Origin of the sequence: Streptomyces sp. NPDC002889 (genome assembly GCF_042888425.1) — a bacterium.
Classification (GTDB): Bacteria; Actinomycetota; Actinomycetes; order Streptomycetales; family Streptomycetaceae; genus Streptomyces.
In genome coordinates this window covers 197,340-217,529 of record NZ_JBIAPT010000014.1, presented here as the reverse complement: position 1 = coordinate 217,529, position 20,190 = coordinate 197,340, and the positions used below count along the sequence as shown (strand labels likewise).

The window sequence follows — 20,190 nt, the reverse complement described above, 5'->3', positions numbered from 1 at the left end:
CACCCCGGTCGGAACCGGCAGAGCCACCCTTCCGCGGGTTGGAATAACGGTCGTTCGTGCGAGTCGTGCGGTTCATGCAGAACCTTTCCTCGATATGGCACGTATCGAGGAATTCTCGGCAGGAAATGAACCGAATGAATTGCAAGAACGAGCCGGAAAAATACTGGAACGAAGCCGGCCGCACCGGCGCATAAAACAGCGACGGCCGGCACAGGAATGCCGGGAATCCACCGGAACGGGTGGCTGGGGCCGGATCATAGGGGCGGGCGGACCTGCGTCCGGCCGGGGCCATCCACCAGGACGACAGTGCGTCGACTGGTGTCACACATGCCGTGAAGCGCCGTCACGGCGCTTCAGGCGAATCCTGCAAACAGCAACGAGCTGGGGCCCGCACCGCGAGGTGCGGGCCCCAGCCACGTCAAACGCTTCGGCGTCAGGCGGGAACGATGTTCTCGGCCTGCGGGCCCTTCTGACCCTGCGTGACGTCGAAGTTCACCTTCTGGCCTTCCTGAAGCTCACGGAAGCCCTGGGTGGCGATGTTCGAGTAGTGGGCGAAGACGTCAGGGCCGCCGCCGTCCTGCTCGATAAAGCCGAAACCCTTTTCCGCGTTGAACCACTTCACGGTTCCAGTAGCCATGTCAAAATCTCCTTCGGGGCAGTCCCGGGGCCCGCACTGTGCGAATCCCGGCGTCGCCGCGATGATTACCCCGTCCGGAAAACAGAACCGGAAATACAAAAGTGCCCGACAACATGAAGTCGTCCAAGGCACTTGAAGTCAATGGGAACCACAACTGCAACTGAGATCAAGAGTAGCACGACACGAGCGTCGGGGCACGGCAAGTACTACTATTTCGCCCTTCACGCCATGAACGTCCGCCCCGCACTGAGCAAATTTCCGAAGCTGCAGCAAACATATTTGCGCTTCCGCCGAGCACCACGCCCTGCCGGGGTGCTCGGCGGAAGCGAGCCGCCAGTGGGTACCTCGGGCGGATCGTGCCGGATCCGGGATGACGAGGGCGCACCTCACTTGCCCCGAGTCGCGTTCCTCTCGTCGCCCGGTGCTGGTTGGCTCACGCCACGGCCGTGATGGACCAGATGGACGTCCGGTTCGAGACGGCGCTCGCCATCGCCGAGCACGCCGAGGACGCCGAAGCCGCACTCGTCCAGGAGCTCGGCCGCGAGCACACGCTGAGCCGCAGCGCCGGAACGCTGCACCTGTGGATAGAGGAACCGGTCGACGGAACCCTGTCCTGACCCCGGCATCGGACATCCCGTTGCAGGGAGACATACGCCAACCGCCCTTCGCCCCACGGGAGACCGAACCCGTCCGACCGGTGGCTGATCCGGAGCGTGCAGTATGATCACGCGTCTGATCAAACAGACGCTCGCGCGGATCGTCGATGACCATCAGTCACGGCCGACCTCCTGACGAAATCGATGTGTCCGGGCAAGCGACACCCTGTGGCGGGGTTGGCCACGGCAAGCCACCGTTCGGCCGGGCGGAGTGGCACGGGCGACCATGGTGGCCTCTGCCGCCGAGCTCCAGGGCCCGCGCGACTGCCGGGCGGCGGGATTCACCACACTGACATGTCCGGATCCTTGGCGGGTCCGGACATCAGCGCGCGGGGGTGCGCGGCCGGGGGAGGGCAAGAGCGATGAGCGTGGGGGACAGCGGGCAGGCGTACACGGGGGTGCCGATCCGCGCGGTGGGGCAGGGACGCTACGTTCTGCAGGCTCCGCTCGGCGAGGGCGGCATGGCATCCGTGCACCGCGCCCATGACTCGGTGCTGGGCCGCACCGTCGCGGTGAAGACCCTGCATTCGGATCTGGCCCGTGATCCGTCGTTCCGCGAGCGGTTCCGGCGTGAGGCCCAGGCGGTCGCCGGCCTCAGCCACGCCAATATCGTCGCGGTCCACGACAGTGGCGAGGACGCGGGTGAGGCGGGCGTCGTGCAGTACATCGTCATGGAGTACGTTTCGGGCCGCTCGCTGCGCGAGCTGATCCGGGACGGTGCCGGCTCGGACGGTGCGATTCCACTGGACACGGCGCTGAAGATGACCGCCGCCGTCCTGGACGCGCTGGCCTGCAGCCACGGGCGTGGGCTGATTCACCGGGACATCAAGCCCGCCAACGTGATGGTGACCGACGACGGCACCGTCAAGGTGATGGACTTCGGCATTGCCCGCGCCCTGCAGTCCGACGCCACCTCGATGACCCGGACGGGCACTGTGCTGGGCACACCGCAGTACCTCTCCCCCGAGCAGGCGCTGGGCAAGCCCGCCGACGCCCGGTCGGACCTGTACTCGGTCGGCTGCATGCTGTTCGAACTGGCCACCGGCACACTGCCGTTCGACGGCGAGTCCACGATGAGCGTGCTCTACCAGCATGTGCAGAACCCCCCGCCGATCCCGTCCTCGGTCGACCCGTCGCTGCCCCCGGCCGTCGACACCGTCGTCGCCCGCGCCCTGAGCAAGGACCCCGATCAGCGGTACCCCAGCGCCCAGGCGATGGCGGAGGCCCTACGCGCGATCGCCGCCGGCGAGACTCCCACGCGGCAGATGCCCCCGCACGAACCCCCCACGCGGCAGATGCCCCCGCACGTGCCCCCCACGCTCACGGCAGGCGCCATCACCGTGACGGTCGGCGGACAGCACCCGGCCCGTCTCCGCCCGGCACCGCGCACGCATGGCATTCGAACCGTCCACATCCGGTTGGCGGTAGCCGTGGTCGTGGCCATGGCCTTCGCGGCCTTCTACGCCGTGCAGTCCCTGGTTTCGGGTACCTCGTACACCCCGGACCCCCGGGCCACGGGAGCATTCATCCTGTGCGACCCCGTCCCCTCGTGGGACGACGAGTTCAGCCCCCCCAGCTTCACCGGCATGTCTCCGGCGGAGGCGAAGACATGCGCCAAGATCGCCGGGCTGAAGCTCGAGCAGAAAACCACCAGGGGAAAGAAGTACGACAAGGACACGGTGGTGAGGCAGGAGCCGTCGACCCAGTCGGTCGAGTCCGGCAGCACCGTCACCGTCTGGGTGTCGACGGGCGGTGACCCCCGGGCCAAGGGCGACCTCGAGAACTGCGAGGTGGAGGAGATCCATGGCAAGGTCTCCAACCCCTGGTTCAAGGGCAGGAGTCCGGCCAAGGCACGGGTCTGCGCGGACATCGCCCAGCTGAAGCTGCGGGAAGCCGGGACCATCCAGGACGCGCAGACCCCCGCCGGACAGGTCGCGAAGCAGGAGCCCGGATCGGAACAGATCCCCGCGGGCAGCACGGTCACGATCTGGATCTCGACCGGCGGAGATCCACGCGCCACGGGAAAGCTGTCCCGCTGCGATACGTACGCGACCAGCGACCAGCCCTACCCGCCGTCCCTCGAGCACATGACCATCACCGACGCACGCGCCTGCGCGAAGATCGCACGGGTGAAGCTGGAGGAACACACCGTCCCGGACGAGCTGTGGCCCGCAGGAGATGTCGTCGAGCAGGAGCCGGGGAGCGGCACCCAGATCGATCCGGGCAGCACCGTCAAGGTCTGGATCTCATCGGGCAGGCCGTGAACCGGGCACGGCCGGCTGCACATCAGCGACAGCGTCCAGCGTCCTCCGGCCGGCTCCGGAGCCGCGCCGACCGGGACCACCGGTTCGACGGTCGTCACCCACGTCACCCGAGGAAGCTCAGCAACATCATCACCACGCCGCTGCTCGACGAGGTGAGGCGCCGGGACCCGGCCGCCCTGGCCAGACTCCGGGGGCTCAACCACAGCCTGCGGAACCAGCGGCGCGAGGAACGGCACCGGACCGACGCCCTGCTCGCGCTCATAGGCGACCTGGTCGAGGACCACGCCGATTGGCCGACCGAGCAGAAGCCGTGAACCATCGGAACCTGCCGTCGTTCCGGTGCACAGGATCACGACGACGGAGGCTCGACGACCATGGCGGACCGGCGCGTGTACCTCGTGACGGGCGGCGGGACGGGCATCGGCGCCGCGACCGCCCGGCTGCTGCGCGAAGCGGGTCACCAGGTGGTGACCTCCGGGCGCCGCCCCGAACGACTGCGGCCTGTCGCGGAGGAGACCGGAGCACTGGCCGTCCCCTCCGACATCGGTGACCCCGAAGCCGTACGCGAACTCGTCGACGCGGCTGTCACCGCTTACGGCCGCCTCGACGGGCTCGTCCTCAACGCCGGTATCGGACGCGGCGGAGGCGTGGCGAGGTGACGCTCGAGGACTGGGACGCGGTCATGCGGACCAACCTCACCGGCCCGTTCCATCTGCTGCGCGCCGCTCTCCCGCATCTGCTCGACGCCCGGGGCGCGGTGGTCGCGGTCGCCTCGGTGTCCGCCCTGCGCAACGGCGTGGGCAATGCCGCCTACGCCGCCTCCAAGGCGGCGCTGCTCCAGCTCAGCCGCTCCCTCGCGGTCGACTACGGGGCCGCGGGCCTGCGCGCCAACACCGTATGCCCGAGCTGGGTGCGCACCGACATGGCGGACCGCCGGATGAGCCGGTTCGCCGACGAAGCGGGGCTCGGTGCGGGCAGTGTCGACGCGGCGTACGAGGAGGTGACACGCGTCCTGCCCGCCGGGCGTCCCGGTGAGCCGCGCAAGGTCGCCGAAGCCGTCGCCTGGCTGCTCTCGCCCGCTCCTCCTTCGTCAACGGAGCCGTGCTCACCGTCGACGACGGCGTGACCGCCCTCGACCCCGGCACGCTCGCCTTCGACTTCCGGATCGAACCGCGAACGCCGCACGCCTGACGCCTGACGCCTGGTCACGGTTCCCTACGGCGCGACTCGGCTGAGGCCCCCACGTCGAAGCCGTGCCGAAAGGTGGTGTTGCAGGGGCTGACCGACCGCCGCGAGGTCATGGACGAAGTCGAGCGTGCCCTCGTCCGTCACGGTGTAGCGGCGGCGGGTGGCGTTCACCTCCTTGGCCGTGGGAGTGAGAGCCACCTCGTGGGTGGTGAGGTCGACCGTGCCGGCGTCGGCGCTGCCGACCAGGATCTCCGCGATGCCGGTGGGCTGGGTGATCAACGCCTCTACACGTCCGCCGGGTTGGAGCCGCCACCAGCCGCTCTCCCGGGCCGACGGCCGCAGCGGGGTACCGTTCGCGTCGAGCAGCCAGGCGCGCGCCTCGTAGTGGAGAAAAGGCCGCCCGTCGTGACTGAAGGCGACCTCCTGCGCGTATGTGAACTCCTCGTCCAGCGTCGGATACCCTCCCCGGCCACGGCCGACCCAGGTACCCAGCAACCCGATCACCGGCGCGAGCAGTGCGTGCGGTGCGGGTGCGTCGTCCGGTCGCAGGGCATCGGGATACGGGGGCTTCTGGGCGGGGTCGAACATGACGTGCGCTCCTGGGTCGAGGCCGGTGCCGGACGGCAGCTTAGGCGGATGCGCGGACCGCCCGGGCGTAGGCTTCGCTCAGCATGGACGCGGCGGGGGGCGGAGCACATGACGGCTGAGTCAACACCTAGGTGGGGGTCGACCCTCGATTCGGTCGTGGTGTACGCGCAGGGCGCGGTCTGCCGCCGCCTGACCCGGGGCGGCGTGCCGCCTGACGGCCGGGTGCGGGTGACGGGACTGCCCCGCTCGCTGGACCCGGGCTCGCTGCGGGCCCGTGTCCTGGGCGCCCCCGGGGTGCGCGTCACCGAGGCCCGGGTGGAAGTCGAGGCCGAGCCGCTCGGCACGGGCACGCCCGACGAGTTGCGGCGCGAGGTCGAGCGGCTGCGCGACGAGTACGCGGCGGCGCAGGGACGCCGGGACCGACAGCTGAGCCTGATCGAGGAGGTCAGGGCTCTCCACCCGGTCCCACCTGCCCGCCGCCGCGAGGACCCGCACCGCCGCACCCCGGTCGACGCGTGGCTGGAGCTCGCCGACTTCGTCGACGAGCGGCTGACGGGACTGCACACCCGCCTCGTCGAGCTGGAGGAGGCGCTGCGCAACGTCGAGCACGAGCTCACCGTCGCCGCCGACAAGCTTGCCCGCGCCTCCACCGACGCACCGCCGGCGCACGTGGAGACCACGGTCTGCGCGGTCCTGACCCTCGACGGCACCTGTGACGCGGAGGTGGAGCTGGAGTACGGGGTGCCGGGCGCCGTCTGGGTGCCGACCTACCGTCTCACTCACCGTCAGGGCGACGGCAGCGGCCGTCTGGTGCTGCGCGCCTCGGTCGCCCAGCGGACCGGCGAGGACTGGACCGGTGTGCGCATCGCCCTGGCCACCGCCGATCTTCGGCGCCGCACCGACCTGCCGAGGCTCCGCTCGATCCGGATCGGACGCCGTCAGCCCGCCCCCGCGCCTTCTGGCTGGCGCGAGCCCCCGGCCGGGCTCGTCGACCTGTTCTCCGGCTACGACGTGGCAGACCCTGCCCCAGCAACGATTGCCGCACCCGCGGCTGTCGGGGCCGTCTCCGCGCCCGTGGGTGCCGCGGGCGGCTCCGCGTCCGCTCCCGTTCCGCCACCGCCGCCTCCCCCGCCGCCGGCACCGCAGGGCTACGGCGGTCCGCCGGCCGCGATCCCGGTGCCCGGCGGCGCGGACGGCGCTCCCCCGGGAGTCTTCGGCGGCCAGATGCCCGCCCTCGCGCAGCCTGCCGGGCGGAGACCGGGCGACAGGCCGACTACCGGCGGCATGTCCTTCGCGGGTGCCCCCGCCGCCATGGCGCCCGCGGCTCCTGGCCGGGCTGCGCCGCCACCCCTTCCGGCGCCGGCAGCCGGTCCGCCGCAGCCGAGCGGCGCCGAGCTCGACTACGCCGCCCTCGTCCTGTGCGGCCCCGACGAACAGGGCGGTCGCAGAGGCCGGCTGTTTCCCGGCTCTCCGTTCGACCCGGTGGCGGCCGAGTACCGCCGCCGCGCCGAAGCCGTAGCCGCGCTGCCGCTGCCCGGACAGGCCGTGCGGCCCCGCGAGTCGGCGGGTTCCTTCGACCACCGCTTCGATGCCACCGCCCGCGCCGACATTCCGTCGGACGGCACCTGGCACACCGTCACCGTCGGCGAGATCCCGGTCGGCCTGCGCACCGAGTACCTCTGCGTGCCGTCCGTGGAGCAGACCGTGTACGCGACGTTGGTGCTCTCCAACGCCACCGACCAGGCACTGCTGGCCGGCCCGGTGGAGGTCACCGTCGACGACGACTTCCTGCTGACCGCCGCACTGCCCACGCTCGCCCCCGGCGGTGTCAGCAGGGTGGGGCTCGGGCCGGCCGAGGGCATCCGGGTCACCCGCCGTACGAACCTGCACGAGTCGACCTCGGGCCTGCGCAACAACACCACCGTGCTCGACCACCGCGTCCACGTGGAGCTGGCCAACCGGCTCGCGAGGCCCGTCACCGTCGAAGTCCGCGAGCGGGTGCCGGTCACCTCCGAACCGGACGTCCGGATCGAGGAACGGGCCGACTGGACGGCACCCGAGAACGGCACGGGGCCCGATCGCCATGCGCCGGGCACCCGCGTCTGGCGGCTGGACCTGCCCGCAGGCGCCACTGCCACCCTCGACGGCGGCTACGAGATCCGCATCCCGACCGGCAAGGCCCTGGTCGGCGGCAACCGCAGGAGCTGACACACGCCATGTCCACGGCCACGAAGCCGATCGCCCTCCCCGTCACCGCCGTCACGTGCCTTGAGGATCGCGCCCACATCGAGCGCGCCGTCGTGCTCGACCTGGAGGCCGGGGTCCAGCGGATGCGTCTCGGGCCGGTCAGTGCGCTGGCCGTCGACCGGACCCTCCATGCCGAGCTGACCGCCGGTCACCCCGCGACCGTGCTCGACGTGCGGATCGTCCGCAGCTGGACGGCGCGCGGGCCGCTGCCGTCCACCGACGACGACTCCGCCCTGCGCCACCGCGTACACGCCCTCGAAGAGGAGCGGCTGGCCCTGGGGCAGCGACGCGACCGGCTGCATGCCCGCCTTGACCTGCTCGGCCGCCTCGCCGCCGATCTGCTGCGGGAGATCGGCGAAGGCGCCGGCTCCGGGGAGACCGAACGGCCCCGCTGGGCCCGCGAACTGGACCGGGTGGACGACGAGCGCGAGGCGTACGGCGAGCAACTCCGCACCGTGGAGGCCCGGCTGGCCGCCCTCGCTGCCGAACTCGGGGAAGCCCAGCGGGCCATGCACCTCTCCGAGGAGGAGCCCGCCGAGCTGGTCGGCCATATCGAGTTGACCGTGGAAGCCGCGGTCGCCGGGCCGGTCGGGCTGCGCCTGAGCCACCTCACCCCGTGTGCGCTGTGGCGGCCCGCCTACCGGGCCGTGCTCGACGGGGACTCCCTGACGCTGGAGACCGACGCGATGGTCTGGCAGCGCACCGGTGAGGATTGGTCTGACGTACGGCTGACATTGTCGACGGCCCGCTCGGCGCTGGCCACCGATCCGCCACGGCTGGGCGAGGACCGGCTGGCGCTCAAGGACCGCTCCGCAGCGGAGCGCCGCACGGTCGACGTCGAACTGCGCGAGGAGGAGATCGGGGCCCTCGGCCCGGCCCCGGTGCTCGGCCTGCCGGGGGTGGACGACGGCGGCGAGGCGCAGGTGTTGAGATCCCCCGGGCCGGTCTCGGTGCCCGGTGACGGCCGCGCCCACCGAGTGCTGCTCACCGCATTCACCGCGGCCGCGCGCAGTGAGTACGCCTGCTCACCGGAGTTGTCCCCCTTGGTCACCCAGGTGGTGCGGTTCGACAACCTGTCCGGCCACGCGCTGCTCGCCGGGCCCGTGGACCTGGTCCGCGGCAGCGGATTCAGCGGCCGCGGCACGCTGGACTTCACCGCCCTCGGCGCCCCCGTTGAGCTGGCCTTCGGCAGCTGCGACGGCTACAGGGTGGTCCGGCATGCCGAGGAGTCCCGCGACTTGGCCGGAATCACCCAGCGGACCGTGGTCACCCGCACGGTCCGGCTGCACCTGTCCCGGTTCTCCGCCCCCGGGGAGCACGGCGAGCGGGTGGTCGTCCTTCGGGAGCGGATCCCGGTCTCCGAGGTCTCGGCGGTGGAGATACGCCTGCACAAGGATTCATGCTCCCCGGCGCCCGACGTGGTCGACGCCGAGGGCATCGCCCGCTGGGGCGTCACCCTCCCACCCGGCAGCCGCCGCACGGTCACCCTGGTCTACGAGCTGTCGGCGAGCGCCAAAGTCACCGGGCTCTGAGCTCGGTGGGCCGCTGCACGCCTGCTGGTGCCGGCCTGATCCGGACCCCCGCCCCCAGCCGGGGGCCGTCTCGCACACGCGAAGGACATGAGGGCCGGTCACCGCTGGGGCCGCCGGAACGCTGCCTGTCGCCCGGTCGCACCGGCCGCTGCGAGGGCGGGCCTCCCGCCGGCCGGCAGCACGTACGCCTCGACCTGTTCCTCGGCGGCCGGACGCGGCGGGTCGGGCTGCTGGTTCCGCCGGCGGCTCGGCCACCGGGACCGCACGGTCATCACCAAGCACGAACAATCTGCTGAAACGGCAGACAAGAACGCCACTTGGTGGGGCCGGGGATGCCGGGTACGGTCGCGCTCGCGACCGCTACCCAAGGAAAGTCAACCGCACTTGACGGTTGGCATTGTCTTTATTGGTGTCCACGAGACACACGGACTGCCACGTACCCAGCTCCAGTCGGCCACTGATCACCGGCAGCGTGGCATGCGGTGGCACGAGGGCGGGCAGGACATGGTCCCTGCCGTGGCCGGGACTGCCGTGGCGGTGCTGCCAGCGGTCGTCCGCGGGCAGCAGCATGTGCAGGGCGGCCAGCAGATCGTCGTCACTGCCGGCGCCGGTCTCGATCACGGCCACACCCGCAGTGGCATGCGGGACGAACACATTCAGCAGGCCGTCCCGGTCGCCCGCGTGCTCCCCGAGGAAGCGCCGGCAAGCCGGTGTCAGATCGGTCACCGTCTCGTACGAACCGGTGGTGAGGGTCAGCGTCGTGGTGGCGAAGGTTCCGGGCATGGCCCCATCCTCTCGTCCATCCTGGTCGCCCGCGCGCTCCCGGCGGGGCCGGGAAGATCCCCGGACTCCAGCCCGTTAGTAGAACTGTGAACAACTTGGCGGTGCGGGACGTGGACGTGGTCGTCATCGGCGCGGGACAGGCAGGGCTGTCGGGCGCCTACCATCTGCGGCGCGCCGCCCTGGTGCCGGACCGCGACTTCGTGGTGCTCGACCATGCCCCGCGGGCGGGCGGCGCCTGGCAGTTCCGCTGGCCCTCGCTGACCTACGGCAAGGTGCACGGGATGTACGCGCTTCCCGGCATGGAACTGACGGGGGCCGACGAGGCACGGCCGTCCTCCGAGGTGATCGGCGAGTATTTCGCCGCGTACGAGGAACGGTTCGGCCTGCGTGTGCGCCGACCCGTCGATGTGAGCGCGGTGCGGGAGGGCGAGGCCGGCCGACTGCTGGTCGAGACCTCGCAGGGCACCTGGTCCACGCGGGCCCTGATCAACGCGACGGGGACATGGAACCGTCCGTTCTGGCCTCGTTACCCGGGTCAGGAGACGTTCCAGGGGCGGCAGTTGCACACCGCGGACTATGCAGGGCCCGAGGAGTTCGCCGGGCAGCGCGTGATCGTCGTGGGCGGCGGGGCCTCGGGGACGCAACATCTGATGGAGCTCGCGGAGGTCGCGGCCGGCACGGGCTGGGTGACCCGCCGGCCCCCGGTCTTCCGCGAGGGCCCCTTCGACGTGGAGGTCGGCCGGGCCGCGGTGGCAATGGTGGAGGAACGCGTACGGCGCGGTCTGCCGCCGCAGAGCGTCGTCTCGGTGACTGGGCTGCCGCTGAACGACGCGATCCGGCACGCCCGCACGGCGGGCGTGCTGGAGCGGCTGCCCATGTTCGACCGGATCACCCGGACCGGGGTGGCCTGGGACGACGGGCGGACCCTCGAGGCGGATGTGATTCTCTGGGCGACCGGGTTCCGTGCCGCGATCGCCCATCTGGCACCACTGCGGCTGCGCGAGCCGGGCGGCGGCGTCCGGGTGGAGGGCACCCGCGCCGTGCGGGATGCCCGCGTGCATCTCGTGGGGTACGGGCCTTCGGCATCCACGATCGGCGCCAACCGGGCCGGGCGGGCGGCGGTACGGGACATCAGGCAGCTGCTGGCGCGCCCGGGCCCGGCACTGGTCTGATGGTCGCGGTCGTCAGCCGGACGTACGGGCCTGGTCGCGGTTGGCGTTGAACTCCTCGACGTTGCGCCGGTGTTCGTCGTAGCTGCTCGTGAAGCGGGTGTCGCCGGGTGCCACCGTGACGAAGTACAGCCAGTCCCCGGCGGGCGGCCCGATCGCCGCGCGCATCGCGTCCTCACCCGGATTGGCGATGGGGGTGGGCGGCAGCCCCTGACGGTCATAGGTGTTGTACGGACTCTCGAGGCGCGTGTCCTGGGTCGTGGTGTCCACGGTGCTGCGCCGCAGTGCGTAGTTGAGGGTCGAGTCCATCTGCAGCGGCATGCCGCTGCTCAGCCGGTTGTGGATGACACGGGCCACCTTGCCCATGTCGGTGGGCGTATCGGCCTCCGCCTGCACGATGCTGGCGACGTTCACCGCCTGGTAGACGCTGAGCCCGCCGCGCCGTGCGGCGCTGAGGGTGCGCTCCGACCCGAAGCGCGTGTTGGCGGTGTTGACCATGAAGCTGAGCATGCTCGCCGGCGTGGTCTTCGCATTGACGGGATAAGTGGCCGGGAACAGGTACCCCTCGGGGTTGCCACGGGCCTCGGCCGGAAGCTTCAGCTTCAGCCGGGCGGCCGCCTGCCCGGTGGTCCCGGGCGCCACCTCCAGAGCGTTGTCGATGGCGGCGTACACCTGGGTGGCGCGCCATCCCTCGGGGACGACCAGCGACGTCGGCATCGGTTCGGTGTCCTTGGCGCCCCAGGTCAGCAGTGGTACCAGTACCGCGGCCGCCGTCACCGCGGCGGCGCTCACGATCAGGACGAGCCGGCCACGGCGGGTCAGGCGGAGACTGCGCCCGCCGGGCCGGTCCGGCAAGGACTCGTTCGTCATACGGGAACGCTAACTCGCCACTACGGCTGATTCCCGCAAGCGCCGCCGCGCCCGTCCCCGGGAGCGGTGGCGGCGTGCTGCGCGCGCAGATCAGCGGGTGAACGGCGGCAGCGCGGCGAACTCGGGAGAAACCCGCACCGTGTCGGCGAGCGCAGCGAGCGTACGCCTGACACGGCTCAGCGGATGATCGGGGAACCGGGCATCCCACTGGGCGTGGTCGGCGGCATGGAACGGCAGCCCGCCCTGCACGTCGGGCGCATACGGGTGCGGGCGGAAGTAGTTGTCGTGGCCGACCTGGGCCATCACCATCGCCTCACGCATGCCGGTCATTCCGCGCTCGGGGGCCTGGATCTTCACGACGGTGCTGCAGCCGGCACGCGGCACGGTGAAGCTGCCGATGAACGCCTGGCCGCTCGGCTGTCCGGGAAGCGGCAGTTTGAGTATCTGGCGCAGCGCCGGCAACTCGCCCAGCGACTTCACCGAGGCCTCGATCAGGCCGCCACCCGCCTCGGCGGTGTACCGGGTCAGGGCGGCGCGCAGCGTGGGGCCGTCGTCGAGCGACGCCGGCAGGTCCGGCGGCAGCTCGAAGAAGTGCAGCGACAGGACATCGCCTTCGTCGTTCGCCCATACGTCATGGTCGACGGGCCGGTACCCCGGCAGGTCGACGCCAAGAAGAGCTCTCATGGACGGCGATCATTCCGTATCGCGGCACCGGTGCATCAGGGCGCTGCCGGGGCCAACTGGGCATCCCTGCGCACCAGTGCGGCATAGCGCCCGCCCCGGTCGAGGAGCTCCTGGTGGCTTCCGCGCTCGGCTATCCGGCCGGCGTCGAGCACCACGATCTGGTCCGCGTCCCTGACCGTGGAGAGCCGGTGGGCGATGGTGATGGTCGTACGGCCCTGGGAAAGCGCGTCGATGGCCTGCTGCACCGCGTGCTCGGTCCGGGTGTCCAGCGCGCTGGTCGCCTCGTCGAGAATCAGGACCGGCGGATCGCGCAGGATGGTGCGGGCGATGGCGAGCCGCTGCTTCTCGCCGCCGGAGAAGCGGTAGCCGCGCTCGCCGACCAGGGTGTCGTAGCCCTCGGGAAGGGCGGCGATGTGGTCGTGGATCTGTGCGGCGCGCGCGGCGGCCTCGATCTCCTGCTCAGTGGCGTCCGGCTTGGCGAAGCGCAGATTGTCGGCGACGGAGGCATGGAAGAGGTACGTCTCCTGCGAGACGACTCCCACGGCCCGCGCCAGGGTGTCGAAGCCGAGGTCGCGCACGTCGATGCCGTCGATGGTGACCCGTCCGCCGGTGACGTCGTAGAGCCGGGGCACCAGATAGCTGAGGGTGGACTTGCCGGAGCCGGTGGGTCCGACGACAGCGAGGCTGCCGCCGGCGGGCACCGTGATGTCGATGGCGTCGAGCGTCAGCCGTGACTGCTTGGGTTCGTAGGCGAAGTCGACACCCTCGAAGCGCACTTCACCGAGGACCTTGTCGAGGACGACGGGCTTGTCGGGCTCGGTGATCTCCACCGGCAGATCGAGGTACTCGAAGATCCGCTGGAAGAGGGCGAGCGAGGTCTGCATCTGCACCCCGGTGGAGAGCAGGCTCACGGCGGGGCGGAACAGGCCCTGCTGGAGGGAGACGAAGGCGACGAGGGTGCCGATGGAGATCGCGGGGCCACCGGTCTGGAGCGCGAGGCCGGCGGCCCAGTAGATCAGGGCGGGCATGGCGGCCATCACGATGCCGATCGTGGACATCCGCCAGCGGCCGGCCATGCTGGAGCGCACCTCGAGGTCGACCAGCCGCTCGGACTCCTCGGCGAAGGACCTGGTGAGCGAGTCGGCGCGGCCCATCGTCCGGCCCAGCAGGATGCCGCTGACGGAGAGCGACTCGGTGACGGTGGCCGCCATCGTGGCCATCTGCTTCTGGCGCTGGGTGGTGATCTTCTTGCGTTCCCGGCCGACCCGGCGACTGATCCACACGAACAGGGGCAGCAGGAGCAGCGAGACGGCCGTGAGCCGCCAGTCCAGCGCGAACATCGCGACGACCGTGGCGACCACGGCCGTGAGGTTGGAGACCAGGGAGGTGGCGGTGGAGGTCACGGTCGCCTGCATGCCGCCGATGTCGTTGGCGATGCGCGACTGGACCTCTCCGGTGCGGGTCCTGGTGAAGAACGCGAGCGGCATGCGCTGAAGCTGGGCGTAGACGGCGGTGCGCAGGTCGTGCATCACACGCTGGCCGACGGTGGTGGAGATCAGGGTCTGCAGCACACCGAAGACGCTGGTCGTCACGGCGGTCACGATCATGCCGAGGGCGAGCAGGCTGAGCAGTCCGGTGCGGCCCTCGGGGATTGCGGTGTCGAGGATCTCGCGCAGCAGGAACGGCGAGGCGACCGAGACGAGCGACGCTGCGCCGACGAGCAGTCCGACGACGGCGAGCCGGCCGCGGTAGGGGCGGAAGAGCCGGAGAATGCGCCGCACCTGGGCCGGTGGCTGGTCCGGATCCTTGGGCGGTGGTGTCCAGCTGGGTTGTTCGGGACGCAATGGACTCCTTCGGAGAGGGTCGACGTCAGGGACGACGGATCGAGATCAAGGCCACGGAACCCGATGCCGGATCAGGATCAGGATCAGTCACAGTGCAGGCTTTTGCGACCTTAGCTCACTGTTACCTATCTTCACAATGAACAAGGTCCTGATATTGTCTCCGCATGAGCACCCCCGACGCCGACGGCCTGCTGGCCGAGCAGCTGCTGCGGCTGACCCGCCGGCTCCACCGCAGCCAGAAGCGCCAGCTCGAGTCGGCCGATGTCGCGATCACGCCTGCGCAGTCCCGGCTGCTGCGCACCCTCGCCCACTACGAGACGCCTCCGCGTATGGCCGATCTCGCCCAGCGTCTCGAAGTGGTCCCCCGCGCCGTCACCAGCCTGGTCGACGGGCTGGAGGCCGGCGGCTGTGTGCGCCGGGTGCCCGACCCGACCAACCGCAGGGTGATCCGCATCGAACTCACCGACTGCGGCCGCGCCACGCTCCGGACGCTGCGTGAGGCGCGGCGCGCTGCCGCGCAGGACATCCTGGCCCCCTTGACCGCCGAACAGCGCGATGTGCTCGGCGGGCTGCTGTCCGCCCTGGTCGACGGGCCCGGGCCCCGCTGCTGACGCCCGCTCGCGGTGTCCCGGCCGCGCACCCGGAAGCACCGCGCGCGGCACCGCGCGCGGCACTGGCGCAGCACTGGCGCGGACGCCCGGTCGGCTCCGGCGGCGACCGTCTCGTCGTGCGCGTCGCGTGTCGAGGCGGTGCAGCGAAACGGGCGTGCACGTCACCCGGTTGACGCAGGGACGACACTTCGACCGACTCGGTCCGCATGAGCCGTGCGACCGGCTCCGAGCGCCACGGTCAGCTTTCGATCTTGGCGTGTTCTGTGCCCGCTGCACAAAAATCGATTGCGGGACGAAGCTGCGAAAGGCGAGCCTTGCACGGTTTGCGCCACCCCTTTCGAACCTTGGGACGCCATGCAGATTCGCGATCTCCCGTATCCCGACCCTGGTGTGCCCGATGCCCGTTCCGGACCGCGGTTCCTGCTCTGGCTCGGGCGTAATCAGCTGGGGGGACAGCTGATTTCACTGGCCTGGGGCCTGCTGCACTTCTGCGGTGTGGCAGGGCTGCCCCTGGGCGTCGGCCAGGCCGTGCAGGCGGTCGTGGACCGTTCCGGGGGCGCACTCGCCCGCTCCGGTGCGCTGATCGTCCTGTGCGGCACGGCGATCACGGTGGGCGACACGATGCTCCACCGCACCGCCGTCACCAACTGGATCACTGCCGCGGCCCGCGTCCAACAGCTGCTGGCGCGCAAGGCCGCGGAGCTGGGCGCGGCGCTGACCCGGCGGGTCGCTGCCGGCGAAGTGGTCGCCGTCTCCACGGGCGACGTGGAGAAGATCGGCTGGTTCGTGGAGGGGGTCTCACGTTTCGCCGCGGCCGCCATCACGGTGGTCCTGGTCTGCGTCGGCCTGGTCCTGTACGTCCCGGCACTGGGTGTGGTGGTCGCCGCCGGCGTCCCTGTGCTTGCGCTGGCCGTACTGCCGCTGCTCCCCCGCGCCACCCGGCGCGCCGACATCCAGCGCGAGAAGGCCGGCAAGGCCACCGAGCTGGCCGCCGACACCGTCGCCGGCCTGCGGGTCCTGCGCGGCATCGGCGGCGAGGAGCTGTTCCTCGGCCGTTACCGCCAGGCCTCGCAGGAGGTGCGCAGGGCAGCGGTCCGCAGCGCCCGCATGTGGTCGCTGATCTCGGCGGTCCAGGTGCTGCTGCCCGGCCTGCTGCTGATCACGGTGGTCTGGTACGGGGCAGGGCTCGCCCGAAGCGGACGGATCGATGTCGGCGAGCTGGTGACCGTCTTCAGCGCCGTGACGCTGCTGATGTATCCACTGCGGCACTTCGAGGAGATCGCCATGGCGTACTCCTTCTCGCGGCCCTCCGCGAAGCGGGCTGCGCGGGTGCTGGCGCTGCGCCGCACGACGGAACCCCCGGGCATGGAGTACGGCCGTCCGAGCGGGGATCTGTACGACCCCGCCACCGGCGTCCTCGCTCCCGCCGGCCTGTTCACGGCCGTGGTGTGCGGCGATCCGGACGCGGCGGGACGGCTGGCCGAACGGCTCGGCGGGCACCCGGCTTCCGGCGCCGGGGCAACGGCGTCGGTACTGCTCGGCGGGGTGCCGCTTGACGAGCTCGCGCTGGACGGGGCGCGTGCCGCCGTCCTCGTACAGGACAAGGACCCGGTGCTCCTCTCCGGCACACTGCGGGAGCTGCTCGATGTCCCCGCCTCCGGGAAGGTCTCCGCCGAGGCGGCCCTGCTCGCCGCCCAGTGCGGCGATGTGCTGGACGCTTTGGCGCAGGCGTCCGTGGACGCCGACGGCGACCCGATGGGCACGCGGATCACCGAGCGCGGCCGCTCGCTGTCCGGCGGCCAGCGCCAGCGGCTCGCACTGGCCCGATCGCTGGTCACCGACCCCGAGGTGCTCGTTCTGGACGAGCCCACGTCCGCCGTGGACTCGCACACGGAGGCGCGGATCTCCGAGTCGGTGAAGGGGCTGCGGATCGGCCGCACCACCGTCGTGTTCGCCTCCTCACCGCTGCTGCTCGACCGCGCGGACAGGGTGGTGTTCGTACACGACGGCAAGGTCGCCGCGGTCGGCTTGCACCGCGAGCTTCTGCACGGCAACACCGACTACAGGGCGGTCGTCACCCGCGAGACCGAGGAGGAACACCTCGACGTCCGCGATGCCATCGACGAGCTGGAAGTACGGGAAGAGATCGAGGAGTCGGCGTGATCGGCGTGTCACCACCGCAGTACGACCCGGCGGCCCCGGAGACGGCGGCGACCCTGCCCGTCGGGACGCCGGCGACCGTGCGGGCGTACGTCCGCGAACTGTTGCGGCGGCACCGCACGGCCTTCGTGCTGCTGGTGTCCGTCAACGCGGTCGCGGTGTTCGCCTCGATGGTCGGCCCCTATCTGCTGGGCGGCCTCGTCGAGGATCTCGCGGACGGGGCGCGCGAGCTCCATCTGGAGCGCACCGCCGCTCTGTTCGCGCTCGCTCTGGTCGTCCAGACCGTGTTCGTACGGCTGGTACGGCTGCGCGGCGCGATGCTCGGCGAGGAGATGCTGGCCGACCTGCGCGAGGACTTCCTCGTGCGGTCCGTCGGGCTGCCGCCGGGTGTCCTTGAGCGGGCCGGGACAGGCGATCTGCTCTCCCGGATCACCACCGACATCGACCGGCTGGCCAATGCGATGCGCGAGGCCGTGCCCCAGTTGGCGATCGGCGTGGTGTGGGCGGCTCTGCTGATCGGCGCTCTCACGGTGACCGCGCCGCCGCTGGCGCTCGCCGTGCTCGTCGCCGTTCCGGTGCTGGTGCTCGGCTGCCGCTGGTACTTCAGGCGGGCGCCGTCGGCCTACCGTTCGGAGGCGGCCGGGTATGCGGCGGTCGCCGCCGTGCTGGCGGAGACCGTGGACGCCGGGCGGACCGTCGAGGCACACCGCCTCGGCGGACGCCGGGTAAGGCTGTCCGAGCAGCGGATCAGGGAATGGACGGCCTGGGAGCGGTACACGCTCTACCTGCGGTCGGTGCTCTTCCCCGTCGTCAACGTGACCCATGTGACGATCCTGTGCTCGGTTTTGCTGATCGGCGGTGGCTTCGTCCTTCAGGACTGGATCACTGTCGGGCAGCTCACCACGGGCGCTTTGCTCGCCCAGATGCTGGTCGACCCGGTCAACCTGATCCTGCGCTGGTACGACGAGCTCCAGGTCGCCCAGGTCTCGATCGCCCGGCTCACCGGCGTACGCGACATCGAACCGGCCGCCGGCGAGGCGGACATCGTGCCGGACGGCCGCGATGTCCGCGCGGACGAGGTGCATTTCGGGTACCGCGAGGGCGTGGACGTGCTCCACCAGGTGTCCCTGGACGTCCCGCCGGGCACCCGGATCGCGCTGGTCGGCCCCTCAGGCGCGGGCAAGTCGACGCTGGGCCGGTTGCTCGCGGGGATCTACGCCCCGCGGGCGGGCCGCGTCACGCTCGGCGCCGCCGAGCTGTCCAGAATGCCCGCGGAGCGTGTGCGCGAGCATGTCGCGCTGGTCAACCAGGAGCACCACGTCTTCGTGGGTTCACTGCGCGACAACCTGCGCCTGGCCCGTACCGGTGCGACCGACGTGGAGCTGTGGGCCGCGCTCGGGGCGGTCGACGCGGACGTCTGGTCGCGTGGACTCGACGACGGCCTGGACACCGAGGTCGGCTCGGGCGGCCTCTCGCTGACCCCGGCGCAGGCCCAGCAGATGGCCCTGGCCCGGCTGGTTCTCGCGGACCCGCACACCCTGGTCCTGGACGAGGCGACGTCCTTGCTGGACCCGCGCGCGGCCCGGCATCTGGAGCGGTCCCTGGCCCGCGTCCTGGACGGCCGTACGGTCGTGGCGATCGCCCACCGGCTGCACACCGCCCACGACGCCGATGTGATCGCGGTCGTCGAGAACGGGCGGATCAGTGAACTGGGCTGTCACACCGACCTGGTGGCTTCGGACGGGGCGTATGCGGCCCTGTGGAGGTCCTGGCATGGATAGCCCGTACGACGGGGAAACGACGGCCGGCCGGGGGGCGGTTCCGGACCTGACGGAGGCGGGGGAACGCCACATCGACGTCAGGCTCCTCGCCAGAACCAGGGCGTCGCGGGGGTACATGGAACCGCTGCCCGGAGGGCGCGTTCTCCTGAGCCGGACACCCGTCACCCCCGGGGGGACATGGAGGCTCGAGGTCCATGAGCGCGAGAGCCTCCTCCGGGGCGAGGTCTTCCTCCTGGGGCGGTCGCAGCCCCTGTCGTCGCTGACACTGCCGTCCCCGTCGGCGTGGCCCGTACCGGACGGCAGCTTCGTGGTGACGGACGGGACCACAGTGTGGTCCGTGGCTGCCGACGGGAGCAGGCACTGGCAGCTCACGGACGAGCTCCGCCCCGTGGGAGCCGAGTGGTTCCGGGTGCGGGGGACGCCTTCGGTGAGCCCGGACGGTTCGCTGGTCGCCGTGGTGGTGTCGATGCCCGTCACCGAGCGGTCCGAGCCGTCCGCGCCGGTGTCGTTCGTCCATGACGGCCCGCAGCCGAGCCCGTCCTCCTCGGACGTCCTGCTGCTTCTGGACACGACGTCCGGTGAGGTGCTCCAGCGGCTGGCGGTGGCCGTCGAGTCGGTCGACAGCAGGCTGCTGTGGCATCCCGACGGTGCCTTGCTCGCCGTGTCCTGCTGGGGACTGTGGCACAGCTGGACCACGCACTGGTTCGAGGTACGCCGCAATGCGCTGCACCGCCTCGGCGGCATGACGATGGGTGAGGCAGCGGCATTCGTTCCCGGATCCTCCCGGCTGCTCACGGTGCGGCGCGCCGAGGGCTTCGCCCTGGACGACGACGTGAACGCGCTCGCGTCCTACGACACGCTGACCTCCGAGCGGCTTGCCCATGTCGACCACGGAAAGCTGCTGATCGCCCCGGACAGCGTGCAATACGCCGATCTCCATCCCCTGGACGCCACGCGTGTGATCCTCGAGAGCAGCCGCCTTCTCGGGGACTCGTCGCGCTGGGAGAGCGTGCACTGGCTGTGCGACGCGGACTCGCTGCTGCCGCTGGGGCGCCTGCGGTATCCGCAGGGCCCGGTCCCCCCGGTGGTACGACCGCTCGGGGACGGCACCTGGCTCACCCGGCAGGGCTCGCGGGTGCACCACTGGTCACTGTCCTGAGAGCCATACGGCCCGGG

16 protein-coding genes and 2 pseudogenes are annotated in these 20,190 nt (G+C 71.2%); 11 read left to right on the top strand and 7 right to left on the bottom strand.

Going from position 1 to position 20,190, the window contains the following annotated elements; all coding sequences use genetic code 11:
• Together ACFYWI_RS22870 and ACFYWI_RS22865 are read right to left on the bottom strand one after the other, a co-directional pair.
• Positions 1–325: pseudogene (locus ACFYWI_RS22870) on the bottom strand (hypothetical protein); the annotation flags it as partial.
• Between the two features lie 108 nt (positions 326–433).
• Entirely contained in the window at positions 434–637 is a 204-nt protein-coding gene (locus ACFYWI_RS22865; protein ID WP_165245126.1) for a cold-shock protein, read from the bottom strand.
• Between the two features lie 428 nt (positions 638–1,065).
• Between ACFYWI_RS22865 and ACFYWI_RS22860 the strand changes: the two genes are divergently transcribed.
• From ACFYWI_RS22860 to ACFYWI_RS22845, 4 genes and pseudogenes are all read left to right on the top strand, one after another.
• Positions 1,066–1,254: a hypothetical protein gene (locus ACFYWI_RS22860; protein WP_389235558.1), complete on the top strand. Its 189-nt coding sequence runs from the start codon at positions 1,066–1,068 to the stop codon at positions 1,252–1,254.
• A gap of 401 nt (positions 1,255–1,655) precedes the next feature.
• The gene (gene pknB, locus ACFYWI_RS22855) at positions 1,656–3,557 is read left to right on the top strand and encodes a Stk1 family PASTA domain-containing Ser/Thr kinase (RefSeq protein WP_389235555.1); all 1,902 of its coding nucleotides are present in this window, start codon (positions 1,656–1,658) and stop codon (positions 3,555–3,557) included.
• Positions 3,558–3,709: 152 nt separating this feature from the next.
• A complete protein-coding gene (locus ACFYWI_RS22850; protein ID WP_389235552.1) occupies positions 3,710–3,871 on the top strand; it encodes a hypothetical protein in 162 nt (53 codons plus the stop codon).
• 60 nt (positions 3,872–3,931) lie between these two features.
• Positions 3,932–4,748: pseudogene (locus ACFYWI_RS22845) on the top strand (SDR family NAD(P)-dependent oxidoreductase).
• 24 nt (positions 4,749–4,772) lie between these two features.
• On the opposite strand, the gene ACFYWI_RS22840 reads toward ACFYWI_RS22845, so the two are convergent.
• Positions 4,773–5,333 carry an FABP family protein gene (locus ACFYWI_RS22840; protein WP_389235549.1) on the bottom strand — a complete coding sequence of 187 codons (561 nt, stop codon included), beginning with the start codon at positions 5,331–5,333 and terminating at the stop codon, positions 4,773–4,775.
• A 108-nt stretch (positions 5,334–5,441) separates the two neighbouring features.
• Here ACFYWI_RS22840 and ACFYWI_RS22835 point away from each other — a divergent pair, with 108 nt between their 5' ends.
• Both ACFYWI_RS22835 and ACFYWI_RS22830 read left to right on the top strand, forming a co-directional pair.
• Complete coding sequence (locus ACFYWI_RS22835; RefSeq protein WP_389235546.1) at positions 5,442–7,541, top strand: DUF4139 domain-containing protein; 2,100 nt, start codon at positions 5,442–5,444, stop codon at positions 7,539–7,541.
• 8 nt (positions 7,542–7,549) lie between these two features.
• Positions 7,550–9,112 (top strand): mucoidy inhibitor MuiA family protein, encoded by a 1,563-nt coding sequence (locus ACFYWI_RS22830; protein WP_389235544.1) that lies wholly within the window; start codon positions 7,550–7,552, stop codon positions 9,110–9,112.
• Between the two features lie 360 nt (positions 9,113–9,472).
• Here ACFYWI_RS22830 and ACFYWI_RS22825 read toward each other — a convergent pair whose 3' ends face one another.
• Positions 9,473–9,895, bottom strand: coding sequence for a YjbQ family protein (locus ACFYWI_RS22825; protein ID WP_389235540.1), 423 nt, complete (start codon positions 9,893–9,895; stop codon positions 9,473–9,475).
• A gap of 101 nt (positions 9,896–9,996) precedes the next feature.
• On the opposite strand from ACFYWI_RS22825, the gene ACFYWI_RS22820 reads away from it, so the two are divergent.
• The gene (locus ACFYWI_RS22820) at positions 9,997–11,067 is read left to right on the top strand and encodes an NAD(P)-binding domain-containing protein (RefSeq protein ID WP_389235577.1); all 1,071 of its coding nucleotides are present in this window, start codon (positions 9,997–9,999) and stop codon (positions 11,065–11,067) included.
• A gap of 12 nt (positions 11,068–11,079) precedes the next feature.
• Here the strand turns inward: ACFYWI_RS22820 and mltG are convergent, their stop codons facing one another.
• From mltG to ACFYWI_RS22805, 3 genes are all read right to left on the bottom strand, one after another.
• Positions 11,080–11,934, bottom strand: a complete 855-nt coding sequence (gene mltG, locus ACFYWI_RS22815) for an endolytic transglycosylase MltG (protein ID WP_389235537.1) — start codon at positions 11,932–11,934, stop codon at positions 11,080–11,082.
• Positions 11,935–12,024: 90 nt separating this feature from the next.
• On the bottom strand, positions 12,025–12,618 hold the full coding sequence (locus ACFYWI_RS22810) for a hypothetical protein (RefSeq protein WP_389235534.1): 594 nt from the start codon (positions 12,616–12,618) through the stop codon (positions 12,025–12,027).
• A gap of 35 nt (positions 12,619–12,653) precedes the next feature.
• The gene (locus tag ACFYWI_RS22805) at positions 12,654–14,462 is read right to left on the bottom strand and encodes an ABC transporter ATP-binding protein (protein WP_389235531.1); all 1,809 of its coding nucleotides are present in this window, start codon (positions 14,460–14,462) and stop codon (positions 12,654–12,656) included.
• A 164-nt stretch (positions 14,463–14,626) separates the two neighbouring features.
• On the opposite strand from ACFYWI_RS22805, the gene ACFYWI_RS22800 reads away from it, so the two are divergent.
• From ACFYWI_RS22800 to ACFYWI_RS22785, 4 genes are all read left to right on the top strand, one after another.
• Complete coding sequence (locus ACFYWI_RS22800) at positions 14,627–15,073, top strand: MarR family winged helix-turn-helix transcriptional regulator (protein WP_389235528.1); 447 nt, start codon at positions 14,627–14,629, stop codon at positions 15,071–15,073.
• A 354-nt stretch (positions 15,074–15,427) separates the two neighbouring features.
• Positions 15,428–17,236 carry an ABC transporter transmembrane domain-containing protein gene (locus ACFYWI_RS22795; protein ID WP_389235525.1) on the top strand — a complete coding sequence of 603 codons (1,809 nt, stop codon included), beginning with the start codon at positions 15,428–15,430 and terminating at the stop codon, positions 17,234–17,236.
• Positions 17,233–19,014: an ABC transporter ATP-binding protein gene (locus ACFYWI_RS22790; RefSeq protein ID WP_389235522.1), complete on the top strand. Its 1,782-nt coding sequence runs from the start codon at positions 17,233–17,235 to the stop codon at positions 19,012–19,014. The genes ACFYWI_RS22795 and ACFYWI_RS22790 overlap by 4 nt, the downstream gene beginning before the upstream one ends.
• A complete protein-coding gene (locus ACFYWI_RS22785; RefSeq protein WP_389235519.1) occupies positions 19,007–20,173 on the top strand; it encodes a hypothetical protein in 1,167 nt (388 codons plus the stop codon). The genes ACFYWI_RS22790 and ACFYWI_RS22785 overlap by 8 nt, the downstream gene beginning before the upstream one ends.
• Positions 20,174–20,190: the final 17 nt, after the last annotated feature.